The organism is Lentzea sp. NPDC058450, assembly GCF_042721395.1.
Lineage (GTDB): Bacteria > Actinomycetota > Actinomycetes > Mycobacteriales > Pseudonocardiaceae > Lentzea.
Genome location: NZ_JBHXLO010000002.1, coordinates 126,474 through 151,336, shown reverse-complemented (window position 1 = coordinate 151,336; position 24,863 = coordinate 126,474). Strand labels below are relative to the sequence as shown.

Annotated in this window: 13 protein-coding genes; 12 read left to right on the top strand and 1 reads right to left on the bottom strand. The window is 70.5% G+C overall.

The window, feature by feature from the left end:
• The first annotated feature begins 20 nt into the window (after positions 1-20).
• From ACFWNN_RS04920 to ACFWNN_RS04865, 12 genes are all read left to right on the top strand, one after another.
• Positions 21-899 (top strand): alpha/beta hydrolase fold domain-containing protein, encoded by an 879-nt coding sequence (locus ACFWNN_RS04920; protein WP_382438535.1) that lies wholly within the window; start codon positions 21-23, stop codon positions 897-899.
• Between the two features lie 40 nt (positions 900-939).
• Positions 940-1,326, top strand: a complete 387-nt coding sequence (locus ACFWNN_RS04915) for a hypothetical protein (RefSeq protein WP_382438534.1) — start codon at positions 940-942, stop codon at positions 1,324-1,326.
• 7 nt (positions 1,327-1,333) lie between these two features.
• Complete coding sequence (locus ACFWNN_RS04910; RefSeq protein WP_382438533.1) at positions 1,334-4,000, top strand: BTAD domain-containing putative transcriptional regulator; 2,667 nt, start codon at positions 1,334-1,336, stop codon at positions 3,998-4,000.
• Positions 4,001-4,069: 69 nt separating this feature from the next.
• Entirely contained in the window at positions 4,070-4,510 is a 441-nt protein-coding gene (locus tag ACFWNN_RS04905; RefSeq protein WP_382438532.1) for an SRPBCC family protein, read from the top strand.
• 77 nt (positions 4,511-4,587) lie between these two features.
• On the top strand, positions 4,588-5,646 hold the full coding sequence (locus tag ACFWNN_RS04900; RefSeq protein WP_382438792.1) for a FecCD family ABC transporter permease: 1,059 nt from the start codon (positions 4,588-4,590) through the stop codon (positions 5,644-5,646).
• Complete coding sequence (locus tag ACFWNN_RS04895) at positions 5,643-6,701, top strand: FecCD family ABC transporter permease (RefSeq protein WP_382438531.1); 1,059 nt, start codon at positions 5,643-5,645, stop codon at positions 6,699-6,701. The genes ACFWNN_RS04900 and ACFWNN_RS04895 overlap by 4 nt, the downstream gene beginning before the upstream one ends.
• A gap of 29 nt (positions 6,702-6,730) precedes the next feature.
• Positions 6,731-7,564, top strand: coding sequence for an ABC transporter ATP-binding protein (locus tag ACFWNN_RS04890; RefSeq protein WP_382438530.1), 834 nt, complete (start codon positions 6,731-6,733; stop codon positions 7,562-7,564).
• 79 nt (positions 7,565-7,643) lie between these two features.
• A complete protein-coding gene (locus tag ACFWNN_RS04885; protein WP_382438529.1) occupies positions 7,644-8,690 on the top strand; it encodes an iron-siderophore ABC transporter substrate-binding protein in 1,047 nt (348 codons plus the stop codon).
• Positions 8,691-8,731: 41 nt separating this feature from the next.
• Positions 8,732-10,528 carry an ABC transporter ATP-binding protein gene (locus tag ACFWNN_RS04880; RefSeq protein ID WP_382438528.1) on the top strand — a complete coding sequence of 599 codons (1,797 nt, stop codon included), beginning with the start codon at positions 8,732-8,734 and terminating at the stop codon, positions 10,526-10,528.
• A 29-nt stretch (positions 10,529-10,557) separates the two neighbouring features.
• Positions 10,558-21,375 (top strand): amino acid adenylation domain-containing protein, encoded by a 10,818-nt coding sequence (locus tag ACFWNN_RS04875; RefSeq protein ID WP_382438527.1) that lies wholly within the window; start codon positions 10,558-10,560, stop codon positions 21,373-21,375.
• Entirely contained in the window at positions 21,362-23,053 is a 1,692-nt protein-coding gene (locus ACFWNN_RS04870; protein ID WP_382438526.1) for an ABC transporter ATP-binding protein, read from the top strand. The genes ACFWNN_RS04875 and ACFWNN_RS04870 overlap by 14 nt, the downstream gene beginning before the upstream one ends.
• Positions 23,050-24,003, top strand: coding sequence for an alpha/beta hydrolase-fold protein (locus ACFWNN_RS04865; RefSeq protein WP_382438525.1), 954 nt, complete (start codon positions 23,050-23,052; stop codon positions 24,001-24,003). The genes ACFWNN_RS04870 and ACFWNN_RS04865 overlap by 4 nt, the downstream gene beginning before the upstream one ends.
• On the opposite strand, the gene ACFWNN_RS04860 is transcribed toward ACFWNN_RS04865, so the two are convergent.
• Entirely contained in the window at positions 23,971-24,816 is an 846-nt protein-coding gene (locus ACFWNN_RS04860; protein ID WP_382438524.1) for a helix-turn-helix transcriptional regulator, read from the bottom strand. The two genes, ACFWNN_RS04865 and ACFWNN_RS04860, sit on opposite strands and share 33 nt — an antisense overlap.
• Positions 24,817-24,863 lie beyond the last annotated feature (47 nt).

The following is a 24,863-nucleotide window of genomic DNA, read 5'->3' as shown; positions in this document are numbered from 1 at the left end:
CCACACGATAAGACTTGCGCATGGACCTCCAGACCTTCGCCGACCCCCGGCTCGCCGCGCACGTCGAGGAGGCGCGCAGGTCGAACGCCGACCGCGGCGTGCGCAGAGGGCCGAGCAGCCTGGCCGAGGTGCGGGAGCTCAGGACCCCGGAACCGGACGACAACATCGTCGTCGAGGCCGGGGGCAGGCAGGTTCCTGTGCGCGTTCACCGGCCCGAAGGTCACGCACGAGGCGTCTACCTCGACTTCCACGGCGGCGGCTTCTACCTGGGCTCCGCGGCGGACGACGACGCCCGCAACCAGCAGCTCGCCACGGCTCTCCAAGCGGTGGTTGTGAGCGTTCACTACCGCCTGGCGCCCGAGCACCCGTGGCCCGCCGCACCCGACGACGCCGAGACCGCGGCGGACTGGCTCATCGCCGACGCAGGGCGGGAGTTCGGCACCGACCTGCTGGTGATCGGCGGCTTCTCGGCCGGAGCGACCCTCGCCGTCACGACGTTGCTGCGGCTGCGCGACAAGGGCAGCGGAGCGGCGTTCGCCGGGGCGGCCCTGCAGTTCGGCACCTACGACCTGAGCGGCCAGACCCCGGCCGGGCGCAAGATCGCCGACGAGTACTTCATCGAGGCCTACGCGGGCAGCGCGCCCGACCGCACCCATCCCGACCTCTCCCCCGTCTACGCCGACCTGCGGGGCCTGCCTCCGCTGCTGATCGTCGTCGGTGACCAGGACGTGCTGCTCGACGACAACCTCGCGCTGGCCGCCCGCGCGATCGCCGCGGGCGGGCAGGTCGACCTCAAGGTCTACCCGGAGTCCCGGCACGGCTTCACCCGCCGCGACACGGCCATGGCGCGGGCCGCGCGACAAGACGTGGAGCGGTGGCTCGCCGACCGGCTCTCCTAGACTCCCCGAGGACCGGAGATCAACAACGAGGTGGCGGAAGATGAAGCTGGGCGATGTCACGCGGACCACACTGGCCTGCGTCCGGATCTTCAACGGCGCGCTGGGGCTGTTCGCCGCCGACCGCATGGCGAAGAGCCTCGGCGACGAACTGGGTGACGACAGGCGGTTCGTCTACCCCGCACGCATGTTCGGCATCCGCACGCTCGTGCTCGGCGTCGACCTGCTGACCCTGAAGAGCTCCGACGCGAACGCCCGTCGCGTGCTCCAGCAGGCCGTGCTGATCCACGCCACGGACACCGCCGCCGCCGTCTACGCCGGCAGGCGCGGTGAGCTGCCGGCCAAGGCGGCGAAGCTGACCACGATCATCTCCGCCGTCAACACGGGACTGGCCGTCGTCTCGCTGCTCACGGCGAAGAAGGACAGCTGATCGGACCGTGACCCTCGAGATCGCCCTGCTCGGCGAGGTGGGCGCGCGGGTCGGCGGGCGGCCCGCCGACCTGGGGCCCGCCCGGCAGCGCACCGTCCTCGCGGCGCTCGCGATCGACGTCGGCCGGGTCGTCGCGGTCGACCGGCTCACCGAACGGGTCTGGGGCGCCGACCCGCCCGCGCGGTCACGGGCCACGTTGCACAGCTACCTGTCCCGGCTCCGGCACGCCCTGGGCGTCACGCTCACGGCCACCCCGGCCGGGTACGCGCTGGAGGCCGAGGAGTCCTCTGTGGACCTGATGAGGTTCCGGAAGCTCCGCGGGGAGGCCGAAGCGCTCGACGACGACGCCAAGGCCCGCGTCCTCACCGAGGCGCTCGGCCTGTGGCACGGCGAACCGCTCACCGGCGTCGCGGGCGACTGGGCCGACCTCACCCGCGACCTGCTCGTCCGCGAACGCACCGAGGCCGAGCTGGCCCTGGTCGACGCCCGGCTCGGTCTCGGCCGGGGCCCCGAGCTGCTCGCGGCGATCGCTGCCCGCGCCGCCCGGTTCCCGCTGGACGAACGGGTCGCCGCCCAGCACCTCCGCGCCCTCGCCCAGGCCGGACGGGTCCCCGAGGCGCTGGAGGAGTTCCGCGCCGTCCGCGCCCGGCTCAAGGCCGAACTGGGCACCGAGCCCGGCGCGCTTCTCCGCGACCAGCACGAGAAACTGCTGATCGGCGAACCTCTCCAGGCCGTCCCGCGCCAGCTCCCGTCGGCGCCGGCGAAGTTCGTCGGCCGCGACCACGACCTCACCGAGCTCGACGACGCGCTGCGGGACACGGCCGTGGCGACGATCGCGGGCGCCGGCGGCATGGGCAAGACGTGGCTCGCCCTGCACTGGGCGCACCGCAACCTGCACCGCTTCCCCGACGGCCAGCTGTTCGTGGACCTGCGCGGCTTCAGCCCCGACGAGACGCCGATGGACCCGGACGTCGCCATCCGCGGCTTCCTGCCCGCGCTCGGCGTCGACGCGAACCGCGTCCCGTCAGGAAGGGACGCGAGGGCGGCGCTGTTCCGCGACGTCGCAACACGACGACGGATGCTGCTCGTGATCGACAACGCCGCCGACGCCGCCCAGGTCGCGCCGCTGCTCCCCGGCGGCACGACCTGCCGGGTCCTCGTGACGAGCCGCCACCGGCTGCCGTCGCCGTCGGCCATCGGCCTCGACGTGCTCACGGACCACGAGGCGGGCGCGCTGCTGGCCGGGCTGATCGGCACGACGAGGCTGAGCGCCGAACCCCTGGCCGCGACCAGGCTGATCGACCTGTGCGGCGGGTTGCCGCTGGCGCTCAGCATCGCGGGCGCCCGCGTGCTGACCGAGCCGGGACTCGCGCTCGCCGACCTCGCCCGCCAGCTCGACGAGCTCAGGCTGGCCGCGCTCGACGCCGACCCGCGGGTGAGCGTGCCGGTCGTGCTCTCCGGGTCCTACCGGGCGTTGCCGGAGCGGCAGAAGGCCGTGTTCGCCCTGCTCGGCAGCGCGCCGGGCGAGGACGTCGACCTGCACGCGGCCGCCGGCCTCACCGGTCTGTCCACAGCGGACGCCCAGGAGGCGCTGACGTCGCTGGCACAGGCGTCCCTGGTGTCGATCGGCGGCGGGTTCCGCGTCCGCATGCACGACCTCGTCCGCACCTACGCCGCGGAACAGGCGGTCGACGGTCGCGAGGAAGCGTTGCGGCGCCTGGTGGACCACCACGTGCGCACCGCCCACGCGCACGACCGCCTGATCGACCCGTACCGCCCGATGATCGCGCTGAGCACGCCGGCCGCGGAGGTCGTCACCGCCGTGGACAAGGCCGGCGCGCTGGCGTGGTTCGACGCCGAACGCGACACCCGCCGTGCCGTGCAACGCGCCGCGGCCCTGCACGGCTGGAACGACGAGGTCATCCTGCTCGCGCGGGTCTCGCACGCCTACCACCAACTGCGCGGCCACCTCGACGATGAACTCGTGATGTGGCAGGCCGCCCTCGAAGCGGCCCGCGACCCCGCCGACCTGATCATCGCGCACCGGATCGTGGGCAGCACCCTCGGCCAGGTGGGCCGATTCGACGAGGCACTGCACCACCTGAGCGAGTCGGCCGCGGTCGCCGAGCGGGTCGGCGAGGCGCTGCCGATCGCCGACGCGCACGGCACGCTCGCGTGGCTCTGGGCGAGCCGGGACGAGCACGCACGGGCGTTCGAGCACGCCAAGGCCGCGCTGCCGCACTACGAGAAGTCCGGCAACCAGATGCTGATCGCCATGGCGCACAACAACATCGCGCACTGCGCGGCGGAGGTCGGCGACACCGAGCAGGGCAGGCTCTCGTCGACCAAAGCGCTCGACCTGCTCCGTGACCTCAAGGACCGCCACGGCGAGGCGACCGCCGTCGACACCCTGGCCCGCATCGAGCACCAGTGCGGCGACCACGAGACGGCGATCGCCCACTACGAACACGCCTTGGAGCTGTTCCAAGAAGAGGGCGACGACTACAGCACCGCGAACACGCTGATCAACCTCGGTGAGCCGCACCTCGCGCTCGGCCACCGCGACCAGGCCGCGGACGTGTGGCGCCGGGCGCTGGCGATGCTGGAACGCCAAGGCCGTGAGGACGAGGCCGCCCGCGTGCGTGATCGACTGGGGTCCGCCGGACCAGGGTGACTCACGGGCGCGAACGACCCCCTGGCGACGGAAGTCTGACTCCTGCACACAGCATCACGAGGAGCGGACATGCCGAGCATCACCCTGACCCAGCAGACCACCGCGACGCCGGAGCAGTTCGTCGCCGCGCTCACCGACTTCGGCCCCGGCCGTGCGGACCTCTTCCCCAACAGCGCCGACGCCGACCTGCGGGTGCACGACCGCGGCGACACGTTCGCCGACGTCACCGAGGGGTCCGGCGGCATCTGGGAACGCCTGCGCTACGACTGGTCCGATCCGGCCAGGATCGTGCTCACCACCGTCGACTCCAACGTCTGGGGCGGACGGTCGGGCCACACCTACACGTTCACGAAGAACGCCGACGGGACGACGGTCGTGCACGCCGAGGTCGTCCGGGAAGGCAAGAACCTCAAGGGAAAGCTGCTCGGCCTCTCGCTGGGCCTGCTCGGCCGGAAGGTGCTGGGCGGCGCGCTGGAGAAGACCGTGCGGGCCGTCGAGGCACGGGCCTAGCGCCGCGGACCCAGCACTTAGGTAAGGGTGCCCTAGGTCCAGACGTGGGGCGGGAGCTAACGTAGCCCGTCGTGAGCATGGTCGTGGAACAACGCGGGCTCGACCCCGCACCGGCGCCGGAGAACCCGCACCGGCGCCGCCGTCTCGGACTGGTGGGGCTGCTGGTCCTGCTGGCCGTGGCGGCGGTGCTGTCCCTGGTGGTCGGCACGCGGTCGCTCACCCCGGCCGAGGTGTGGCAGGGCCTGTTCGGCGACCCCGGCGGCGACCAGCAGCTCACCGAGATCACGTTGATCGTGCACACGTTGCGGGTGCCCCGGACGGTGCTGGCGATCCTCGCGGGCCTCGCGCTCGGCGTCGCGGGCGCGTTGATCCAGGGCCACACCCGCAACCCCATCGCCGACACCGGCCTGCTCGGCGTCAACAGCGGGGCGTCGTTCGCCGTGGTGTTCGCGATCTACCTGTTCGGACTGCAGAACCCGTTGCAGTACCTGTGGTTCGCGATCATCGGCGCCGCCGTCGCGGGTGTGCTGGTGTTCGGCCTCGCGAGCCTCGGCCGCGGCGCCGGCAACCCGCTGACCCTCGCGCTCGCGGGCCAGGGCGTCACGATCTTCCTCGCGGCCATGACGACGGCGGTCGCGCTGGCCGACACGCAGGCGCTGTTCGTGCTGCGGTTCTGGAACGCCGGATCGGTGCAGGGCGTCGGGTTCGACGTCATCTGGGTCGCGGCGGCGTTCATCGGCGTCGGCCTGGTGCTGGCGATGGTGAACCTGCCCGTGATCAACCTGCTCAACCTCGGTGACGACGTCGCGCGCGGCCTCGGCGTGAACATCGTGGCCGGACGGACCGTCGGCGTCGTCGCCGTCACGTTGCTCGCGGGTGCGGCCACGGCGGCGTGCGGCCCGATCGCGTTCCTCGGGCTGATGGTCGCGCACCTCGCGAGATGGTTCACCGGCCCCGACTACCGCTGGCTCGTCCCGTACGCGGGGTTGCTCGGCGCGGCCCTGCTGCTGCTCGGCGACATCGCGGGACGGCTGGTCGTGCGACCGGGCGAGCTCCAGGCAGGCATCGTCATCGCCCTCATCGGCGCCCCGTTCTTCGCGGTGCTGGTCTGGCTCGGGAAGTTCAGGCAGGCATGATCACCGAAACTCCCGCCCTGCACCGCGGCGTCCGCGTCGGCGGCTGGTCCTGGGTCTGGCGGCCGTGGATCGTGCTGGTCACGATCGTGCTGGCCGCGCTCACGTTCCTGATCTTCTGCGTGTCGATCGCGGTCGGCGACTTCACGATCGAACTGCCCGCGGTGTTCCGGACGCTGATCGGGCAGGGCGAGCGGGTCGACGAGTTCGTGATCATGGACCTGCGGCTGCCGAGGTCGTTGATCGGCCTGATCGTCGGCGCGGCGCTCGGCATCTCCGGCGCGCTCACGCAGTCGATCGCCCGCAACGCGCTGGCCAGCCCGGACGTCCTCGGCATCACCGGCGGCGCGAGCGCGACGGCGGTGTTCGTCGTGACGGCCGGCGGCGGCGCGGCGGTGGGCGGCGCGATCGGGCTGCCGGCGGCGGCGCTCACGGGCGGTCTGCTGACCGGGTTCCTCGTCTACTTCCTGGCGTGGAAGAAGGGCATCGACGGGTTCCGGCTGATCCTCATCGGCGTCTCCGTCAACGCGGTCATGCAGGCGCTGACGACGTGGCTGCTGGTGCTGGCGGACATCCGCGACGTCGCGCGTGCCCAGGTGTGGCTGGTCGGGTCGCTCGACTCGCGGACCTGGCCCCAGGTGTGGAGCTCGCTGTGGATCACGCTGGCACTGGTCGCCGTGGTCCTCGTCACGTCGTTCCAGATGCGGCCCATGCACTTCGGAGACGACGTCGCGGCCGGGCTCGGTGTCCGGTACTCGGCCGTGCGGGCGATTTTGCTGCTGTGCGCGGTGCTGCTGGCCGGTGTCGCGGTGAGCGCGGCGGGCCCGGTGCCGTTCGTGGCGCTGGTCGCGCCGCAGATCACCATGCGGTTGCTGCGCACGCCCGTGCCGCCGTTGATCGCGTCCGGGCTGTTCGGCGCGTTGCTGCTGCTCGGCTCGGATCTGATCGCCCGGGTCGTGCTGCCCTACGACCTGCCGGTCGGCATCGTCACGGCGATCATCGGTGGCCCGTTCCTCGTCTACCTCCTCGTGCGTGCGAACACGAAGCGCGCTGCCTGAGGCAAGGCTGCACAAAGTAAGGTTGCCCTATGACCGCGTTGCGCAACGATGCCGCCCGCCTGGGCGCCGAGGGCGTCACGGTCGGGTACGCCGACCGGGTCGTGCTCGACAACCTGGACGTCGCGATCCCGACCGGGGTGATCACCACGGTGATCGGCCCGAACGGCTGCGGCAAGTCGACGCTGCTGCGGACGCTGTCGAGGTTGCTCAAACCGCGCCAGGGAACGGTGCTGCTCGACGGGCACGACATCGCGCGGCTGAAGACCAAGGACGTCGCGAAGCGGATGGGCCTGCTGCCGCAGACGCCGATCGCGCCGGAGGGCCTGACCGTCGCCGACCTCGTGGCGCGCGGCCGGCACCCGCACCAGAGCTGGGTGCGCCAGTGGTCGAGCGACGACGCGGCGGTCGTCGCGAAGGCGTTGGAGATGACCGGTGTGGCGGATCTCGCACATCGCCCGGTCGATTCCCTGTCCGGCGGACAACGGCAGCGCGTGTGGATTTCCATGACGCTCGCCCAGGGCACTGATCTTTTGTTGCTGGACGAGCCCACGACCTATCTGGATCTCGCGCACGCGATCGACGTGATCGACCTCGTCGACGACCTGCACGAGGGCGGCTGCACGATCGTGATGGTGTTGCACGACCTGAACCTCGCGGTGCGTTACAGCGACAACCTGATCGTGATGAAGTCGGGATCGATTGTCGCGCAAGGACATCCGAGCGAAGTGATCACGAGCGAGTTGTTGCTGGACACGTTCGGTCTGCAGGCGAAGGTCATCGACGATCCCGTCAGCGAACGGCCATTGATCGTCCCTATCGGCCGGACCCACGTGGTATCGAAGAGTGACCAAGACGTTGGTTAGCCTGCCCTAACTGGGTGATAAGGTTCGGCTGTCCTAAATTTCCCCCGCCGCGTGGGCAGCGAAGAACGAGGTGCCGAAAATGGGCCAGAGAACGACCATGACCTGGAAGCGACTGACTTCCGTGGCGGCAGCCGCGGTGGTCGGTGCCAGCCTCCTCGCCGGGTGCGGTTCTTCCACGCCTGCGACGACTCCCGAGGCGAACAACGCCGCCGGTGGCACGTTCCCGACCAAGGTCGAGCACTTCTTCGGCACGACGGAGATCAAGGAAGCGCCCAAGCGCGTCGTCTCCCTCGGTTACACCGACGAGCAGACGATGCTGGCACTGGGCGTCGTCCCGGTCGGCATGGTCGACCAGTACCCGAACCCCGAGGGCACCTCGCCCGACATCAACACGCAGTGGCCGTACGTGAAGGACAAGTGGGGCTCGGCCAAGCCCGAGGTCGTCATGAAGAACGGCGACACCGAGCCGAACTTCGAGAAGATCGCGCAGCTGCGTCCCGACCTGATCGTCGCCGTGTACTCCGAGGCGACCCAGGAGTGGTACGACAAGCTCTCCAAGATCGCCCCGACGGTCGGCCGCACCAAGGCGGAGACGGAGCCCTTCTCCGCCAAGTGGCAGGACAACGCGCTGCAGGTCGCGAAGGCGATCGGCAAGGGTGACGAGGGCGCCAAGGCGATCAAGGCGATCGACGACAAGCTCGCCGAGGCCAAGAAGGCCAACCCGGCCTGGGCGAACGAGACCGCGGTCGTCGCGTCCTGGTACAAGGACGCCATCAACCCGTTCGCCACGACCGACGTGCGCGGCCAGGTCCTCTCGGGCATCGGTTTCAAGGGCAACACCAAGGTCGACGAGCTCGCGGCGGGCAAGTTCTCCGTGGCGCTGTCCCCCGAGCGCGTCGACGTGATGAACGTGGACCGCATCTTCATCATCAACGACGAGGCGGACACGAAGGCGCTCAAGAACTTCGAGCTCTTCAACAACCTGCCCGCGGTGAAGGCCGGCAAGGTCCACTACATCCTCGACAGCGAGGGCGCGGCCGTCGGTGCCGCGATCTCGCAGGCGACCCTCGCGTCCATGCCGTACGCGGTGGACGAGCTCGTCAAGGCCGCCAAGTCTGTCGGCTGATTTCGTTCTGACACAACAGTTCCAGTGAGAGGCCTCCCCTCGTGACCACGAGTCTGTCCGGCGCCCCGGCGAAGATCCTGCGCACGGCGTCCGGGCGGGAGGCCTCCCGCTGGGTGTACGACCACTGCCGCACCGCCCCCGCCCTGCCGATCGCCACCGTGCTGGCGACGGTGGTGGGGGCGGTGCTGCAGATCGTCCCGGTGTTCCTGCTGGGCACCGTCGTGGACGGGATCCAGCAGGGCCGCGACGTCTCGATCCTCTGGACCATCGGCATCGCGACCGTCGTCTCGGCCCTCGCGGGCGCGGCGATGACCGCCGTGTCGACCTACCTCGTCGGCCGAGTGGGCGCGGAGATGCTGGCGCGCCTGCGGGAAGGCGCGGTCCGCGCGGTGCTCGGGATGCCGAGCGCGCGCATCGAGGAGGTCGGCCGCGGTGACGTGCTCTCGCGCGTCGGTGACGACGTCGCCGTCATCTCCAAGGGTTTCCGCACGGCCATCCCGACGATCTTCTCGGCGGTCGTGCTGGTCGTGATCGCGACCGCCGGCATGTTCGGCCTCGACTGGCGGCTCGGCCTCGCCGGCGCGTGCGCGCTGCCCGCGTACTGGCTGGCGTTGCGCTGGTACTTGCCGCGCTCGCAACCGCTCTACCGCGCCCGCTCCGAAGCGCAGGCCGACCGCGCGCAGGCGTTGATCAGCGGCCTCGACGGCATCGACACCGTCCGCGCGTACCGCCTGGAGAACGCCTTCCGCGACCAGGTGACGGCGGAGTCGTGGCGGGTGCGCAACATCGGCATCGAGGTGTTCCGGTTCTTCGGCCGGTTCATCGGGCGGGAGAACCGCGCCGAGTTCATCGGGCTCGGCCTGATCATCGTGGTCGGCTACTTCCTGGTGACGAACGGGCAGTCGTCGCTGGGTCAGGTCTCCGTGGCCGCGTTGCTGTTCCACAAGCTGTTCGTGCCGCTCGGCCTGATCATGGCGTTCTTCGACGAGGCGCAGAAGTCCGGTGCGGGCCTGACGCGGTTGGTCGGCGTGCTCACCGAGTCCGACGGCGACGACCTCGTGCGCAGCGCGGTGGCGGTCGACGCGGACGCCCAGCCGTTGCCGGTGTCGGTGCGCGGGCTTTCCTTCCGCTACCCCGATTCCGAGCACGACGTGCTGCGGGACATCGACCTGGAGATCCCCGCCGGGACGTCGCTCGCGCTGGTCGGCGCGACCGGTGCGGGCAAGACGACGCTGGCCGCTCTCGTCGCCGGGACGGGCACTCCGCTGACCGGATCCGTGCACATCGGGCCGTCTGATCTTTCTTCTTTGGACGAGGCGGGCGCCCGCGCGCTGGTGAGCATCCTGACGCAGGAGGCGCACGTCTTCGCCGGTCCGCTGGCCGAGGACCTGCGGCTGGCGGCCCCGGACGCGACCGACGACGAGCTGATGGACGCGTTGCGGACCGTGGGCGCGGACTCGTGGGTCTCCGCGTTGCCGTCCGGGTTGCAGACCGACGTCGGCGAGGGTGGCGAACGCCTCGACGTGACCAAGATCGCGCAGATCGCGTTGGCACGCCTGGTGCTCGGCCGCTCCCCCGTCGTCGTGCTGGACGAGTCGACGGCGGAGGCGGGCAGCCAGGGTGCGGCGGCGCTGGAACGAGCCGCGCTCGCGGCCTGCCGGGGCCGCACCACACTCCTGGTCGCGCACCGGTTGACCCAGGCGATCGCCGCCGACCGGATCGCCGTTCTCGACGCAGGTCGTGTGCTGGAACAGGGAACTCACGAAGAACTTGTGGCGCGTGACGGGCGTTACGCGGCACTTTGGGCCGCTTGGCGATTCGGAACCGCAAATACTTAGGTTAGGCTACCTTCACCGATCGTGAAGGGATGGCTGAGTCGTCGATGGAACAGATGGCCGACCGTGACGTACTTCTTTCGACCGCCCGGATCGCCTCCATCCGGCGCCGTGCCGGTGAGTACCCGCAGCGGACCATCGCCGTGGCGAGTGGCGTAGCGCTGTCGTTCTGGGCGAACCCCGGACTGGTGGTCGAAGGCTTCGAACTCACGCCCGCGTCGTTGTTCAGCGACCTGCTCGTGTGGGCCGACAAGGGTCAGGCGTGGGACGTGCTCGAACGTCCCGGCGGCTGGGCCGTGCCCGTGCCGAACGGGGTCGACCTGGCCGAGGCCCAGCGGGTGCTGGACGACCTCGCCGAGTTCCCGAACCGCGCGCTCGGTTCGTTGACGTCTCAGACGCTGGACGAACGGCTCGCGGATCTCGTGCGCTGGAACGACAACGAGTTCCCGCGCGAACGGCCGAGCATCGTCTCCCTGTTCCGCACCCAGGCCTTCGAACGCCCGGACGCCGTCGCGATCAACGACGGGGACCGCGCGTTCACCTACGGCGAGGTGCTGGCCCGCTCCAACCAGCTCGCGCGGCACCTGCTGTCGCTGGGGCTCGAGACCGAGCAGGTCGTCGGCATCTCCCTGGACCGGTCCGCCGAGATGGTGGTCGGTCTGCTGGCCGTGTTGCAGGCCGGTGGCGCGTTCGTGCCGCTGGACCCGCAGTGGCCGGCTTCCCGTCGTGAGTCGGTGATCACCGACGCGCAGGTCGTCTTACTTCTCGGCGCGGGTGCGGCCGATGAGCCCACGGCCGTCGCGGTCGATTTGGGAGACTGGGGTTTCTCGTCGTACTCGGGCGAGCCCACTGATGTCGCGGTGCAGGGCGCGCAGCTCGCGTACGTGATGTTCACGTCCGGTTCGACCGGCCGCCCCAAGGGCGCGATGATCCGGCACGAGGCGATCAGCGAGCGCCTGCTGTGGCAGGTGCACCAGATCCTCCACTTCGGACACTCCGACGCGTCGCTGTTCAAGGCGCCGCTGTCGTTCGACATCTCGATCAACGAGATCTTCCTGCCGCTGGTGTGCGGCGGGCGGACCGTCGTCGTGCGGTCCGGTGGCGAGCGCGACCCGCACCACCTTCTGCAGACGATCGCCCGGCACCGCGTGACGTTCGTGTACCTGGTGTCGTCGATGCTGGACGTCCTGCTGAACATCGCGGGCGACGGCGAGCTGGCGAGCCTGCGGCACGTGTGGTGCGGCGGCGAGGTGCTCACCCCCGAGCTGTACGAGCGGTTCCGCACGCAGCTCGACATCCCGATGTACCACGGGTACGGGCCGGCCGAGGCCACGATCGGCGTCTCGCACGTGATCTACCGCGGTGAGGCGGAGCGGCTGTCGACGTCGATCGGCAAGGCCAACCCGAACACCGACCTGTACGTGCTGGACGACGAGCTGCGACCGTGCCCGGTCGGGGTCGGCGGTGAGCTGTACATCGGCGGGTTCCTGCTGGGGCGCGGCTATGTGAACGCTCCCGGGCTGACGGCGTCGCGGTTCGTCGCGAACCCGTTCGCCGCTGACGGCTCACGCCTGTACCGGACCGGTGACCTGGCGCGGTTCGCGCCGGACGGCTCCCTCGACTTCCTCGGCCGGGTCGACAACCAGGTCAAGATCCGCGGCATGCGCCTCGAACTGGAGGACGTCGAGGTCGCGCTCGCCGAGCACCCGCAGGTGCGGCACACCTGTGTCGTGGTGCGGAAGAACTCGGCGGGCGGCAACTACCTCGTCGGGTACGTGGTCCCGTCGGACGCGTCGCTGACGTCGGATCTCGTGAAGCAGTGGGCTGTCGCGAACCTCGTCGAGTACATGGTTCCCGCGCACATCGTCGTGATGAGCGAGTTCCCGTTGACCGCCAACGGAAAGCTCGACCGGCGCGCGCTGCCGGAGCCCGTCGTGGAGACCGGGCCGGTGACGGCGGCGGAGACCGACGACGAGGCGGTGATCTGCGCGGCCGTGGCGTCGGTGCTGCGGGTCGAGCAGGTCGGCGCGGACCAGGACTTCTTCGAGCTCGGCGGCGACAGCATCCTGGCGATCTCGCTGCTGTCGGCGTTGCGGGCGGAGGGCGTGTTCGTCACCGCCACCCAGATCTTCGTGAACCGCACCCCGCGGGCGCTGGCCGCGGTCGCTTCCCGTGAGGGTGCCGCGGTCGACCACGACGACGTGCCGACCGGGCCGGTGGCCGGGCTGCCGATCGTGCAGTGGCTCGGGGAGACCACGGACGCCGTGGACGGGTTCGTGCAGTCGGTGGTGCTCAACACGCCTGCTTCCCTTACCGCTGATGCTCTGTCGCAGATCCTGGACGCGGTCGTCGCGCGGCACGACATGTTGCGCGCGCGGCTCGTGCGGGGTTCGGCCTGGTCGTTCGACATCCCGGTGGACGGGCCCGCGTTGTGGGAGGAGAGCGACGCCGACCTGGAGTCGTGCGTCGCCGCCGCGACCGAGGGGCTGAACCCGGACGCCGGGATCATGCTGCGCGCGGTGTGGCGCCCGGCCGCCCGGCAGCTGGTGCTCGTGATCCACCACGTGGTGATCGACGGCGTGTCGTGGCGCATCCTGTTCGACGACCTGGCGCTGGCCTGGCAACAGGTGTCGTCCGGTGCCGCCGTGGAGCTGCGTCCCGTGGGCACGTCGTTCCGGCGGTGGACCCAGCTGCTGGAGCAGGCCTCCTTCTCCGGCGACCGGGACTACTACTCGCGTGCCCTGCCCGGGGTCGATCAGCCGCTGGGTCGTCGTGCGCTCTCTGATGCCGATGTCGTTGCGGGCGAACAGATGCGCACGTTCACAGTGGGGTCGGCGGCCACCGCCGCGTTGCTGGGCGACGTGCCCGCGTTGTTCCACGCGAAGGTCAACGACGTGCTGCTGACCGGGCTCGCGGTCGCGCTGGCCCGGTGGCGGCGCGACCTCGGCCAGGACCAGACGTTCGCGCACATCGAGCTGGAGGGACACGGCCGGGAGGGCCGGTTCGTGCCGCTCGACCCCGACCTGTCGCGCACGGTCGGCTGGTTCACGACGTTGTTCCCGGTGGTGGTCGATCCCGGTTCTCCGGACGATCTCAGCTCCGCGCTGAAGCGGGTGAAGGAAGACCTCGCCCAGGTGCCCAGCAACGGTGTGTCGTACGGCGCGTTGAGGTACCTGGGGGACGCGCGGTTCGACGCGTCGCGGCCGCAGGTGCTGTTCAACTACCTCGGGCGGTTCGCCGGCGGCGCCTCCGGCGACTGGCAGCTCGCGGAGAACGCCGGTCAGCTCGGCGAGAAGCGCGACCCGGCGATGCGGCTGCCCCGGGCGCTGGAGTTCAACGCCTCGGCCGAGCCCGGTGCCGACGGCGGGGTCGAGCTGGTCACGGTGATCTCGTGGCCGTCCGGGGTGTTCTCCGACGCCGATGTGTCCGTTGTCGGGTCGTACTTCGTGGAGGCGTTGGAAGGGCTGGCCGCGCTGACGTCCGGCGGCCACTCCCCCAGCGACTTCGACCTCGTGCCGCTTTCACAGTCCGATGTGGACTCGCTGGATTCGTTGGCGTTGCGGGAGATCCTGCCGCTGACGCCGTTGCAGGAGGGGCTGTACTTCCACTCGGTGTTCGACGACTCGTCGGCGCACCGGTACGTCGAGCAGCAGCTGCTGACGCTGACCGGGCCGGTGGACGCGCGGGCGTTGGAGGCGGCCGCCACACGGGTGCTTGAGCTGTTCCCGAACCTCGCGGCCCGGTTCGTCGGGCTGGACGACGGCCGGGTCGTCTCGGTGCTGGAGTCCGGGGTGCGCCCCGCGTTCTCCACTGTGGACGGTCAGGGCATGACCGACGAGGAGATCCAGGAGTACGCCGAGCGCGACCGCGTCGCCGGGTTCGACCTCGCTCGCGGCCCGCTGATGCGCTACACGCTGATCCGCGTCGCACCGCAGCGGTTCGTTCTGGTGCAGACCGTGCACCACATCATCGCGGACGGCTGGTCGGTGCCGCCGATGCTGCGCGCGTTGATGGCCGAGTACGCCACGCCCGGCTCCGTGCACCCGCGCGGGAGCTACTCCTCGTACGTCCGCTGGCTTGTTAACGCTAACGCGGCGGAGAGCGACCGCGTGTGGGCGGCTGAGCTGGCCGGACTGCCCGGTCCGTCGTTCGTGGCGGAGGGGCACGAGCCGTCCGAGCTGTTCGCGGACATGATCATCGACGCGTCTCCGGACCTGGACGCGGCCCTGCGGTCGGCCAGGGTGTCGTTGAGCGTGGCCGTGCACAGCGCGTGGGGCGTGACGCTGGGGTCGTTGCTGGGCAGCCAGGACGTGGTGTTCGGCTCGACCGTCTCCGGCCGTGATGCGGACGTGCCGGGCATCGACGAGATGGTCGGCCTGTTCATCAACACGATCCCGGTGCGGGTGGGCTGGTCCGCTGAGTCCTCCGCGCGGTCGTTGCTCGATGCGGTGCGTTCACATCAGACCGCGGTGCTGCCGCACCAGCACGTGTCGCTGACCCGCATCGGGCGCCAGGCCCAGCACGGGGCGGCGTTCGACACTCTGGTGGTGTTCGACGTGGCCACCGATCTGACGGCGCTGGAGGGCCCGTTCCAGATCACCTCCGTGGTGAACGAGGGCGCGTCGCACTACCCGTTGACGCTGGTGGTCGAGCGCGCGCTGGACGGCGCGTTGCGCTTCAACCTGATCCACGACACGACCGTGGTGCGGTCCGAGGTCGCCCGGGCGATCGTCGGCGCGTTCTCCGACACGCTGAACTCGTTGCTGCGCCTGGAGAACGTTCCGGCGGTGTCGCTGGATGTCTCGCGTCCTGCCGTCGAGGTCGCGCCGCAGACCTTGGCGGAGCTGTTCGACGCCGCCGCGTCGCGCGACCCGTCCGCCCGCGCCGTGACGATGTGCCACCTCGACGGCAGCGCCGAGGGCCTGTCCTACGGCATGCTGGCCGACGCCAAGAACCGCCTGGCCCGCACCCTCGTCAACGCCGGTGTCTCGCCTCGTGACCGGGTGGCGGTCGCGATCGGCCGTTCCCTTCAGCAGGTCGTCGCCTTGGTCGGCGCCGTGTCGGCCGGTGCGGCCTACGTGCCGCTGGACCTCGCGTACCCGGACGAGCGCCTGCGGTACGTGCTCGCCGACTCCGCACCGCAGGTCGTCCTCGTCGAACGCGAACACCGGACCCGGTTCGAACGTCTGCTGGAGGACGCGGGTGTCTCCGCGCGGGTTCTCGTGTACGGCGAGGAGGTGTCCGGCGAGGCCCGGCTGCCTTCCTTCGACTGGCGCAACCCGGCGTACGTGATCTACACGTCCGGCTCCACCGGCAAGCCCAAGGGCGTCGTCGTCCCGCACTCCAGCGTCGTGTCCCTGTTGGCGAACACCCAGCCGGACATGGACTTCGGCCCGTCCGACGTGTGGACGCAGTTCCACTCCTACTCGTTCGACTTCGCCGTCTGGGAGCTGTGGGGAGCGCTCGTCTTCGGCGGCGAGCTGCTGGTTCCTGACCACGGCCTGACCCGGTCACCGGTCGACTTCCACGCCCTGGTGCGCTCGCGCGGCGTCACCGTGCTGAACCAGACTCCTTCTGCCTTCTACCAGTTCATCGAGGCAGATCGTGTGGGTGAGCCGTTGCCCGCGCTGCGCCGCGTGATCTTCGGCGGCGAGGCCCTGGAACTCTCGCGCATGCAGTCGTGGGTCTCACGGTACGGGGCTGCGCGGCCCGAGCTCGTGAACATGTACGGCATCACCGAGACCACGGTCCATGTGACGCACCGCGTGCTCGACGACGCGGACTTCGCGTCGGGCCGCGACGTCTCCCCGATCGGCGGCCCGATCCCGGGCCTGCGCACGTACCTGCTGGACTCCGGGTTGAAGCCGGTCGCTCCCGGCCAGGTGGGCGCCATCTACGTCGCCGGCGCTCAACTCTCCCTCGGCTACCACAACCGGCCGGGTCTGACGGCGTCACGCTTCGTGGCGGACCCTTTCGCCGCTGATGGCTCGCTGATGTACAACTCGGGCGACCTGGCACGGCGCACTTTGGACGGCTCGCTGGAGTTCGTGGGGCGCGCCGACGACCAGGTGCAGCTCAAGGGGTTCCGGATCGAGCTGGGCGAGGTGGAGTCGGCGGTCCGCGCGCTCCCCGGCGTCGTGGACGTGGCCGTGACGGTCGCCTCGACGTCGGACCACCTGGTGGCACACGTCGTCGGCACACCGTCGGTCGACCTGGCCGCGGCGCTGGGGGTTTCGCTGCCCGCGCACATGGTGCCGGCCCGCGTGCTTTCGCTGGCCTCGTTGCCTCTGACGGTCAACGGCAAGCTGGACCGTCGCGCTCTGGAAGAGCAGGCCCTCGTCGCCGACGAGGCGCCGGCCGTCGCGGACGCTTCCGCGGTCTCCTCACTGGTCGCGATCTTCGCCGACGTGCTGCCGGGTGTCTCCGTGGACGCCGACACGGACTTCTTCGTCGCCGGTGGCGACAGCATCATCGCGATCGGCGTGGTGAACCGGGCCCGTGCGGCCGGGGTGCGGATCGCGCCGCGCGACCTGTTCCTGCACAAGACACCTCGGGCGCTGGCCGCCCAGTTCGCGGTCGCTTCGCCTGTCGCGCCGGTGGTCGCGGACGTTGCCGATCTGCCGGTGGTGCCGACGCCGATCGTGCTGCGGCAGCGGGAGCTGGGTGGGGAACTGCGGCTGTTCGCGCAGGCCCGGCAGGTGGCTTGCGCCAGCTTGGCGGATGCCCAGCGGGCAGCTTCGGCCGTGGTGAAGGCGCACGCGGCCCTCCGCATGCGGCTCACCGTCACAGACGGGGTGTGGTCCTTCGGAATCGATACGGACTCGCAGGCCCCCTGGGGGGATCGGGTCCCCACTCCAATCGTCTCAAGCAGGTCTGACAGTTCTGACGATCTTGAGGCGGTCGCCGACGAGGCCGTTCGCCGTCTCGACCCCGAGGCCGGCGTCATGGCCGCCTTCACCTGGGTCGAACCCACCCAGACCCTGGTCATCGTCGTCCACCACCTGGCCGTCGACGCCGTCTCCTGGCTGATCCTCCTCGACGACGTCGAAGCCGCCCTCCGAAGCGAAGACCTCGCCCCGGCCACCACCTCGTTCGGCACCTACACCAGCGCCCTCACCCTCCAGGCCCAGACCACCACCGGCCTGCGCGACTGGATCGAGGTGCTCGACACCCCGTCGCTCACCCCGCAGGTCGGCGACCAGCGCGAGGTCACCGTCACGCTGTCGGCCGAGATCACCGACCGGGTCGTGCACGCCGCGCCCCAGGCGCTCAACCTCGGCCTCACCGAGCTGCTGGCGGGCGCGCTCCGCACCGCCCTCACCGAGATCCAGGCGGCGCCTACGGACTTGGTGATCGAGATGGAGCGCCACGGCCGTGTGCCGGTCCACAACCGCCACGACTACACGCGCACCGTTGGTTGGTTCACGTCCATCGCGCCGGTGAAGCTCGCCCCGCACACGGACCCCATCGCAGCCGCGCGCGAGCTCACCAACAACCAGCCGGACGAAGAACGTCACGTGCAGTACGGGCAGCTCCGGTACCTCAACCCGCAGACGGCGCCCGTCCTCGCCGCGCTGCCGCGGCCGCAGGTGTTGTTCAACTACCTCGGGCGCGGCACGGAGACGAAGGCGGTGCACCTCGACATGGGGGCGCAGCCGAGTCCGTACGCGGTCGAGGTCAACTGCTGGGTCGACACCACCGGTCTCAAGGCCACGTTCGCGCTCAGCGAGGACGTGTCGGACGAGGTGGCGGCGCGGTGGTTGCTGGCCCTCGAACGCATCGCGGACGCCTCGACGACGGCGATCAGGACGGCGCCGTTGTCGCCGTTGCAGCGCGGGCTGTACTTCCAGGCGCTCAGTGCCGCCGGGCATTACGTGGCGCAGAGCTACTTCGCGTTCGACCGCAGGCTGGACGCGGAGAAGCTCGGCAAGGCGATGGAGCACGTCATCGCCCGGCATCCGGTGGTCGGGGCGGGCTTCGCGGACGAGGACGGCACGCCGGTCCAGGTCCTGAACCAGCGCGGCGAGGTAGTGGTGCGCACGGTCGACGTGCTCAACCAGGACGCCGTCGACGCCCTCCGGACCGAGGACCGCGCGACGGGCTTCGACCTCGAACGGCCACCGCTCGTCCGCCTCACCGTCCTCAAACTCCCGGACGGCAAGGACGCGCTGCTGTTCAGCTACCACCTGCTGCTGTGGGACGGCTGGTCGCGCGAGATCGTGCTGCGCGACCTGTTCGAGGCCTACCAGGCGCTCCTCAACGGCGAGCCCATCACGAACACCACCGCACCGAGCTTCGAGAACTACTGCCGGCAGCTGGCGGGCAAGGACCAGCAGGCCGCGGAACAGTTCTGGGCCGGGTACCTCAGCGATCTGCCGGGGCCGACGCTGCTGAGCGACGGGTCCACTTCGGACACGTTGCCGACGAAGATCGTCCACACGCTGTCCGAGGAGGACTCGAACCATATCCGCAAGACGGCCGGCGAGCACGGGGTCACGCTCAACTCCGTGGTCACCGGCGCGCTCGGGCTGGTGCTCGGCAGCGAGACGGGACGCGGGGACGCGGTCTTCGGCGTCACCGTCTCCGGCAGGGAGGAAGAAGGCACCGAGGGCATCGTCGGCGTGCTGCTCAACACCGTGCCGATGCGGATCTCGGCCAGGCCGCAGGACGACACCGGCACGTTCCTGAACACCGTGCAGAAGGCGCGCGTCGACGCCATGGAGCACGAGCACGTCGGGCTCGGCGAGATCCAGCGGGCCAGCGGGCACGACCAACTGTTCGACAACCTGTTCGTGCTGCAGAACTTCCTGGACGACAGCACGTTCGACGAGCTGAACGCCAGGAACGGCATCGTCGAGCACGAGTCGGAGGACTCGACGCACTACCCGTTCACCTGGGTCGTCACGCCGGGCAGGCAGCTCACGGTCAAGCTCGAGTACCGGCCTGAGGTCACCGCACCCGCACGCGCGCAGAAACTGTTCGACGAGTACGTCCGGATCCTCAACGACCTCACCGGGAACGACGAACTCGGCGCGATCAAGGGCACCGGGCCGGAGCCGGAGCTCAACCCCGCCAACGACTTCGGCAACCTCACCGTCGTCGACCTGTTCGACCAGGCGGCGGACCGCAGCCCCGACAGGACCGCGCTCGTCGCCCACGGCAAGACGATGACGTTCGCGGAACTGAGGGACCGCAGCCGTCACCTCGCCGGAGTCCTCAAGAACAACGGCATCGGCACGGAGACCTCGGTCGCCATCGCGGTGCCGAGGTCGCTGGACTGGGTCGTGGCGCTGTTCGGCATCCTGCGCTGCGGCGCCGCCTACGTGCCGCTGGAGCTGGACCACCCGGACGAGCGCATCGCCGCGATCATCGACGACGCGCAACCGAAGCTGATCATCACGACCACCGCCGTCGCCGGGCGCATCAGCGGCGACACGCTCAAGCTCGACGAGCCGTGGCCCGACGCCGAACCACACATCACCTTCGAAGCCAACAACCCCGACAGGCTCAAGCACGCCGCCTACACGATCTACACCTCCGGCAGCACCGGCAAGCCCAAGGGCGTCGTCACCGAGTACGCCGGCCTGACCAACATGCTCGTCAACCACCAGCGGCGGATCTTCGAGCCGGTGCTGGCCGAGCACGGGCACCGGACGTTCCGCATCGCGCACACCGTGTCGTTCGCCTTCGACATGTCGTGGGAGGAGCTGCTCTGGCTCGCCGACGGCCACGAGGTGCACATCTGCGACGAGGAACTCCGCCGGGACGCGACCGGCCTCGTCGGGTACTGCCTCGAACACGAGATCGACGTCATCAACGTGACGCCGACCTACGCGCAGCAGCTCGTCGCGGAGGGCCTGCTCGGAGCCGAGCACCACAGGCCCGCGCTGGTGCTGCTCGGCGGTGAGGCGGTCACGCCGACGCTGTGGCAGCAGCTCGCCGACACCCCCGGCACGATCGGGTACAACCTCTACGGCCCGACCGAGTACACGATCAACACGCTGGGCGTCGGCACGTTCGACTGCGTCGACCCGGTGGTCGGCGTCGCGATCGACAACACCGACGTCTACGTGCTCGACGCGTGGCTGCGGCACGTGCCGGACGGCGTCCCCGGCGAGCTGTACGTGTCGGGGGTCGGCATCGCGCGCGGCTACCTCGGGCAGCCCGGGCAGTCCGCGGAACGGTTCGTCGCCTGTCCGTGGGTCGCGGGCGAACGGATGTACCGCACGGGTGACCTGGTCATCCGACGGGAAGACGGCAACCTGCTCTACCTCGGCCGCACCGACAAGCAGGTCAAGATCCGCGGCCACCGCGTCGAGCTCGGCGAGGTCGAGGCGCGGTTCGCCGCCCACGACCAGGTCAGGTTCGTCGCCGCCGTCGCCCAGCCGGACCCGCAGGTCGACGGCGCGTACCGGCTCGCCGCGTACCTGGTGCTCGAACCCGAGGCCGACATCCCGGCGATCGCGGCCGAGGTCGGCGCCGGCATGCCGGACTACCTGCGCCCCACGCACTACGCGGCAGTCGACGCGATCCCGCTCACGGTCAACGGCAAGGCGGACACCTCGGCCTTGCCCGAGGCGCGTCCGCTCGGCACGCTGATGACCAAGGTCGAGGACCGCGAGCTGACCGAGACCGAGACCGTCGTCCGCGAACTGTTCGCGGAGGCGCTCGATCTCGACGACGACGAGGTGGGCATGACGAGCGGCTTCACCGAACTGGGCGGGCACTCGATGCTCGCGGTGCGGCTCATCGGACTGCTCCGCCGCGAGTACGGCCCGGTCGTCTCGATCCGCGACCTGATGTCCCTCTCCACCCCCGAAGCGATTGCGCGCCACGTTGACGAACACTGAAGTCCGCACCGGCAAGGAGATCCTCAGGATCGCCCTGCGCCGCAACCGCGCGGCCATGGCCGGCGGGACCCTGCTGATGGGGTCCTACCAGGCCGCCGAGACCGCCGTCCCGATCCTGCTCGGCGTGATCGTCGAGTACGCGCTGCGCGGCGGGCAGCTCAGCTCGCTCGGGCTGGCGCTGCTCGCGCTCGGGCTCGTCATGGCGACGGTGTCGTACTCGTGGCGGTTCGGCATGCGCATCCTGCAGAAGGCGAACACGACCGAGGCGCACCGGTGGCGCGTCGCCGTCGCGGACCGCGGCCTGCAGCCGGTGGCGCGTGAGGTCGACCTCAAGTCCGGCGAGGTCCTCACCATCGCCACCGAGGACGCCGACCAGACCGCGGACATCATCGAGGTGGTGCCGCTGCTGGTCAGCTCGCTGGTGTCGGTGGTGATCACCGGTGTGGTGCTCGCGGTGATCAGCGTGCCGCTGGGCGTGCTGGTGTTCGCCGGCACGGCCGCGATCCTCACCGTGCTGAGCGTGATGTCCCGGCGGATCGGCGCGAGCACCCAGGTGCAGCAGGCGAAGGTCGCCCGCGCCGGCGCGAAGGTGTCCGACCTGATCGCTGGGCTGCGGCCGCTGCACGGGTTCGGCGGCAGCTACGCGGCGTTCCAGGCGTACCGGCGGGTGAGCACCGAGGCGAAGAAGCAGTCGATCGTGGTGGCGCGGGTCAACGGCGTCTACGCGGGCCTCGGGCTGGCGCTCAACTCGTTGCTGGCGGCCGCGGTCACGCTCTGGGCGGGCGTGCTGACGTTCCAGGGCGAGATCACCATCGGCCAGCTCGTCATGGTCGTCGGCCTGGCGCAGTTCCTGATCGAACCGCTGAAGCTGTTCTCCGAGATGCCCAAGTACGTGATGATCGCGCGGGCGTCGGCCGACCGGATGGCGTTGATCCTCGCCGCACCCCCGCGGATGACGCCCGGCACGGAGGAACCCGCCCCGGACAGCGGCCTCGAGGTCGACGGCGTCACGCACGGAACGTTGCGGGACCTGACTTTCGCGGTGCGGCCGGGTGAGTTCGTGGCGATCGCCGCCTACCAGCCGCAGGCCGCCGCCGAGCTGGCGTCGGTGTTGTCCGTCGACGTGCCACCGGCCTCGTACGACGGCGTGGTGCGGGTGGGCAAGCAGGAGGTCGCGGCGCTGAGCATCGAGGGCGTGCGCACCCACCTGCTGGTCAACCCGTCGCACCACGAGGTGTTCGCGGGCACGTTGCGGCAGAACGTCGATCCGTCCGGCACCAGCACGTTGGTCGAGGAGGCCGTGGCCGCCGCGATGCTGACCGACGTGGTGGCCCTGCACTCCGACGGCCTCGACTACGCCGTGCGCGACCGGGGCGCGAACCTGTCCGGCGGGCAACGGCAACGGCTCTCGCTCGCCCGCGCGCTGGCGGCGAACCCCGAGATCCTGGTGCTGCACGACCCGACTACGGCCGTGGACGCGGTGACCGAGCAGCTCATCGCCCGCAACCTCGTCGAGCTGCGGAACGGCCGGACGACGATCGTGATCACCAGCAGCCCGGCGCTGCTCGACGTGGCCGACCGGGTGATCGTGCTGGACGACGGCGCGGTGACGTCCGTCGGCACGCACCGCGAACTGCTCGGCCGCGACTCCTCCTACCAGCTGGCGGTGGCCCGATGACCCGGTTCGAGTGGCACGCGCCGGCCACGCTCCGCTTCGAGGACGTGCTGGAGCCGGTCGAGCTGACGCGTTCAGGGGACGTCTGGGCGGCCGAGGTCGAGCTGCCCGAACGGCTGCGCGTCACCTACTACTTCGTGGACGCCGACGGCGAGGAGCACGCCGACCCGGGCAACCCCGAGGCCGCCGGGCCCAACCGGTCGATCTTCACGACCCCGGACCTGGCACCGCAGCCGCACTGGCCGATCGTCGGGCCGGACGAGGTGCTGGACGTGCCGTCGCTGCGCATCCGGTGGAACGGCTCGTTGGGGCGCAAGACGGTGCGCGTGCACCAGGGCGGTGAGCCGGTCGTGCTGCTGCTCGACGGCGACGACTGGATGTACGTGCACCCGGCCGTCGCCGCGTTCGAGTCGGCCGTGAAGAACGGCGAGATGCCCGCCGCGACGCTCGTCTTCCTGCCCACGCCCCGGGATCGCGACGCCGAGTACAACTCCCCCGAGTTGTGGCAGGCGATCCGCGACGAGCTGCTGCCGTTGCTCGCGGAGAACGGCGTGACCGTCGACCTGGAGAAGTTCGTGGTCGCGGGACAGAGCCTGGGCGGGCTCAGCGCGTTCCGGGCCGCCCTGGACTTCCCCGACCTCGTCACGAGGGTGGCGTGCCAGTCGGGGTCGTTCTGGTGGGCGCGGAACCTGCCCCAGCACGGCCTGTCGCTGGACGGACCGGCCGGCGGGGACATCGCCCAGCGGCTCAGCACCCTGCCGGACCTGTCCGGGCTGAGGGTCGCGTTCGACGTCGGCGAGCACGAGCCGCGGATGCACCGGCACTGCGAGGCCGTCGAAGAGCTGGCCGTACGGGCGGGTGCGGCCGTGAGCGCGCACCGCTCCCCCGCCGGACACGACCGGGTGGGCTGGCGGCACGCGCTAGTGCGCGACGTCGCTGCGCTGCTCGGTTAGGTTCCAGCTGGCCAGCAGGCGCAGGTTCTGCTCGGACGGCGATCCCGGCTCCACCGTGTGCAGCGCGATGGACATCTCCGGGTCGCCGTCCACCGTCAGCGACTCGTAGGCGACGGTGATCTCGCCGACCACCGGGTGGTGCAGGGTCTTCGTGCCGTGCGCGTGCAGGTGCACGTCGTTGTCGGCCCACCAGCGGCGGAAGTCCTGGTCCCGCACCGACAGCTCGCCGACAAGCGTGGCCAGCTTCGGGTCGTGCGGGTGGCGTCCCGCGTACATGTGCAGGTGCGCGACGGCGAGCCGGGCGTTGGCCTCCCAGTCGGCGTAGAGGTCGCGGGCCGCCGGGTTCAGGAACATGAACCGGACCGCGTTGCGGTCGTTCGGCTCGCCCCCGAAGTCCAGGTACAGCGCCTTCGCCAGGGCGTTGGTCGCGAGCACGTCCGAACGGCGGCCGAGCAGCATGGCGGGGATGTCGGCCATCGAGTCCAACGCCCTGATCAGGCCGGACCGGACCCGTTGCGGTGGCAGTGCACGGGCCTTGCGGGTCGGTTTGGCCACTGTGTACAGATGAGCGCGCTCAACCTCGTTCAACCGCAACGCCCGTGCCAACGCGTCCAAAACGGACTCGGAGACGTTCACATCCCGGCCGCGCTCCAGCCGCACGTAGTAGTCCACGCTCACGCCCGCGAGCTGCGCGACCTCTTCCCTGCGCAGACCGGGAACCCGGCGCGTGCCCGGCAACGCGGGCAGCCCCGCCTCCTCGGGCGTGACCCTGGCCCGGCGGGAGCGGAGGAACTCGCGGAGTTCGGTGTTCACCTCTCCAGCGTAGGACGGTTCGCCCGGCCGTGCGGGGTACTGGCAGG